Genomic DNA, 3,226 nt, shown 5'->3' with positions numbered 1-3,226 from the left:
TGTGTGTTTTCCCGTTGTAAGTTCGGCTAAAATTTTTAATTTGAAAGGTTCACTGTACCGTCTAATTACTTTGTCATTTTTATACATAATTGTTTTGAATTATGTAGCCTTATTTTAGGACGGGTCACAATGAAGCCCAACGTGTTTGTATAAGATTAGTTGCGTTGTTTAAGCACCTAATTTAGCAAATATAAACCGAATAGAAAATCCGCGAGGATTTTCGTAAGTAGGCTTGCACTAGCAATTAATTTTATACGGTGTTGTGTGCAGTTTTTATTTCAGTCGTTTTTTAATGTCCATTCTTTGATGCAATACTCTGACGATTTCCACAATCTCACTATCTACTTTTCTGTAAAAAATCAGATGGGATTTGATTTTCGTAACTCGATAGTTTTTTCGAGTTTGCTCTGCGGATTTTCCAATCAGATAGTTGTCCGCAATAAATTCAATTTCCGCTATTATTAAATCGTAATATCTGTCAGCTTGTTCTTTAGACCATTTGTTAAGGGTGTAAACCCAAATTTTGTCTAAATCCTCAATCGCTTGTTGGCTTATGCGATATTTGTTTTTACTCATAAGTGTTTACGATGTAATTCTTTCAGATGTTGTTTTGGGTCAAAATTTTCAACAAATCCGCTATTTTCTCCAACTTCGAGAGCTTTTATCAGTTCTCTTTCCTTTTTTTCTTCACGTTCTAACAAACGTAATGCGGTACGAATTACTTCGCTAACCGAACCATATCTTCCAGAGTTTACTTCTTCTCTGATAAAATCCTCAAAATGATTTCCGAGTGATATTGATGTGTTTTTTCCCATTATGACTATAATTTTACTCAAATATACCAATTCTTGGTAACGCAGCCAAATTGCACACAACGTGTTTGTGTAAGGATAGTTGCGTGTTTGAGCAACTAACTTATTAAAAATGGAACGAACCATTGGAAATTCCGAAGGAATTTCCAAGTAGGCAAGTCACAAGCAATTATTTTTACACGTTGTTGTGTGTAGTTTTTATTCAGTTTTATATAAATCAGTTCCAATTGGCACTATTCCAAAATAGTCAGAATTCAAGCGTTGCCCTTCAAAAACATACCCTTTTTTTACTTTCATTATCGCAAGCGAACCAGAATAATATCCGTCAAAAACATATTCTTTCCAATTACTGTCAAATAGTTTCTCAATATCAGATTCTTTCATTTTTTCCATAGGAAAATCATCTGACCAACCACTTTCTCTTTTTTCTCTTACATAATACGTTCCGTCTTTTTCAGAAACTTTCCAGCCTATCTCTCCATTTAGTTCCATAGCATAATTTCCAACAAAACTTTCAGAATTTTGAGCAATTACTTTTTCTATTAATTCCGCTGTTGTTTTTTCCTCTGTTTTTTGATTTTCAGTATTTTCTTTGCAAGAAGTCAATGCTACAATACTTACCAAAATCATAATAATTCCATTTTTCATTTTTATGTATTTAATTTTTTTTTTCAATCATTCTGAATGTTGCTCGTCAAATTACACACAACGGTCTCGTATAACCGTCAGTTACGGGTTAATATGCGTTAATTTTCGGTTTGGCACTGACGTTAGCAATTCCGAGTGGATTCGGACGTAGTCGAATCCGCCGTAATTGCGGTTATACATTGTTACCTGCTGGCTTTTTTTATTTCTTCAATCAGTTTTTTTTCATTCTGTTTATTTCTGCCCATTGAAACTACAGAACTTTTTTTATCAGGGTCACAAATACTATTTACAAGTACTTTTCTGTTGTCAAATAGAATAGTAATTTGTTCGCCCCAACTTCCAGTTAAAAATCCTGGATGAGTTTTCGCAACTATTGCTTTTGAGTTCGAGAAATGTAAATGCCATTCCAATTCCTCTGCAACTTTTTCTATGATTTTGTTTAATTCCGATTTATTTAGATTGGTATTCACTTCTTTGAATTTCAATCTACTCTTTTGCAAGTAAAAAAATAAAATTCCGATTAACGTTGGAATTATAAAAAACCAAATTTCTCCAGACTTGATAGGTTTAGGCGTATCTAAAAAGTAGTCTTTTAGATGTAGAAATGTAAAAGTCAACGGAATTATAAAACAAAAACCTACAATCCCATAATGCGAAAATTTGTCCCAATTACTTAATTTAAGTTCTCGGTTTTCCAATCCATATTTTATTTTCTCGCTTGTCATTTCAGCTTGCAGGTAACGTTTGGTGTATGATTAGTTGCGTGGTTTAGCAACTAATTTAGTAAACAAATACTTGCCAGAGAAAATTCCGAAGGAGTTTTCCAAATAATCACTTACCGAAGTAATTAATTATACACGTTGTTGTGCGTTGTTTAGGTTTCTTACTATAATCGTCAATTTGACAAAGTTCTCCATTTTGATTCCACCATTTCCATACACCAATCCTTTTCTCATTGTGAATGAAAAATTCTGATTTCAAGTTTCCGTTATGATAGTAAGTTAAAGTGTGACTAAATGTTTCATTTCTAATTTTACGTTCTCTTTTTATGAGATTCAAATTTCCATTGTCACTATATCTACTCAATATGGTAAATGAATATTTATTATTTTTTAGACTTTTGTATTCTATTTTATATCTATAAGAATTGTTTTTTGCATATTGATAATAAGTTCCTAAAATAGAGTCATTAGTGTAGATTGTATTTTCAGTTAATCTATTTAAACTATCAGTTCTTTTTCTACTAGTTAATTGACCATTTAAGTATGTTAATGAATCCTTACTTTTGGTACTTTGGTTATAAACAGTCCAAATTCCATTTTTCTTTCGGTTTTCATAAGTTCCAATTTCTAAAATAGTATTTGAGTCTTTTTTTGAATAAACGTAGTATGTTCCATCAGCAAGTCGTTTTTTTAAAGTAAATAATTTAATTTCAGAATTTTTTTTAACTCTTGTCATATATTTCCTATCGCCATATTCAACTTTAAGTTCTTGACAGAATGAGTTGATGCTAAAAATCAGAACAAGATTAGTGATTATTAATTTCAAAATGTTGTTTTTTCGAAAATAGTGGAATTTATAATATTGATAAAGTAATATTGAGTGAATGATACTTTTGAATGAGTTAAAAGGTTGTTTGAAATGTCTCGTCCTGAAATATGGCTACAGGTTAAAATTGAATTTACGCTGATAATTGATATACCATATTAGGTGTTTTATAGTCTAAAGATAAATGTAATCTTATTTGATTGTATAAATTAATTGCA

General features: G+C 30.9%; 5 protein-coding genes. All 5 read right to left on the bottom strand.

All coding sequences use genetic code 11. From position 1 onward, the window contains the following. Window positions 1-273: 273 nt before the first annotated feature. Window positions 274-576 (bottom strand): type II toxin-antitoxin system RelE/ParE family toxin, encoded by a 303-nt coding sequence (locus ACFPH8_RS14935; RefSeq protein ID WP_376862249.1) that lies wholly within the window; start codon window positions 574-576, stop codon window positions 274-276. After that, complete coding sequence (locus tag ACFPH8_RS14930; RefSeq protein ID WP_376862247.1) at window positions 573-815, bottom strand: type II toxin-antitoxin system ParD family antitoxin; 243 nt, start codon at window positions 813-815, stop codon at window positions 573-575. Before ACFPH8_RS14930 ends, ACFPH8_RS14935 begins: the two co-directional genes overlap by 4 nt. 195 nt (window positions 816-1,010) lie before the next feature. After that, on the bottom strand, window positions 1,011-1,460 hold the full coding sequence (locus ACFPH8_RS14925; RefSeq protein ID WP_376862245.1) for a hypothetical protein: 450 nt from the start codon (window positions 1,458-1,460) through the stop codon (window positions 1,011-1,013). A 182-nt stretch (window positions 1,461-1,642) separates the two neighbouring features. Beyond that, complete coding sequence (locus ACFPH8_RS14920) at window positions 1,643-2,185, bottom strand: hypothetical protein (RefSeq protein ID WP_376862243.1); 543 nt, start codon at window positions 2,183-2,185, stop codon at window positions 1,643-1,645. A gap of 106 nt (window positions 2,186-2,291) precedes the next feature. Next, window positions 2,292-3,008 (bottom strand): toxin-antitoxin system YwqK family antitoxin, encoded by a 717-nt coding sequence (locus ACFPH8_RS14915; protein ID WP_376862241.1) that lies wholly within the window; start codon window positions 3,006-3,008, stop codon window positions 2,292-2,294. Window positions 3,009-3,226 lie beyond the last annotated feature (218 nt).

Source organism: Bizionia hallyeonensis, from assembly GCF_042657385.1.
GTDB lineage: Bacteria > Bacteroidota > Bacteroidia > Flavobacteriales > Flavobacteriaceae > Algorimicrobium > Algorimicrobium hallyeonense.
The sequence above is the reverse complement of the archived record's forward strand: the minus strand, read 5'-3'. Positions and strand labels throughout refer to the sequence as shown.